General features: G+C 28.8%; 1 pseudogene. It reads left to right on the forward strand.

Annotation, left to right across the window (positions count from 1 at the left end):
• Positions 1 to 31: 31 nt before the first annotated feature.
• A pseudogene (locus V6255_RS18360) lies at positions 32 to 229 on the forward strand (bifunctional metallophosphatase/5'-nucleotidase); the annotation flags it as partial.

A 229-nucleotide genomic window follows, 5' to 3' on the forward strand; every position in this document is an offset into this window, starting at 1 on the left:
ACGATTTAATAAAAGTAAAAATTGAAGGGTTATGATAAAAAATAATAAGCCAGTGAAAATAACATTGGGACATATAAATGATAGACACTCTAACTTTGAACCCCTACCGTTACAATTACAGCTTAATATTGATGGAATAAATCTATCTCCTTATATTAGTAATGGTGGATTTTCTCGCATTGCGACAAGAGATAAACAAATTAAGACTATTGCTATACAAAATAATCGA

Origin of the sequence: Psychromonas arctica, assembly GCF_038155225.1 — a bacterium.
Taxonomy (GTDB): domain Bacteria; phylum Pseudomonadota; class Gammaproteobacteria; order Enterobacterales; family Psychromonadaceae; genus Psychromonas; species Psychromonas arctica_B.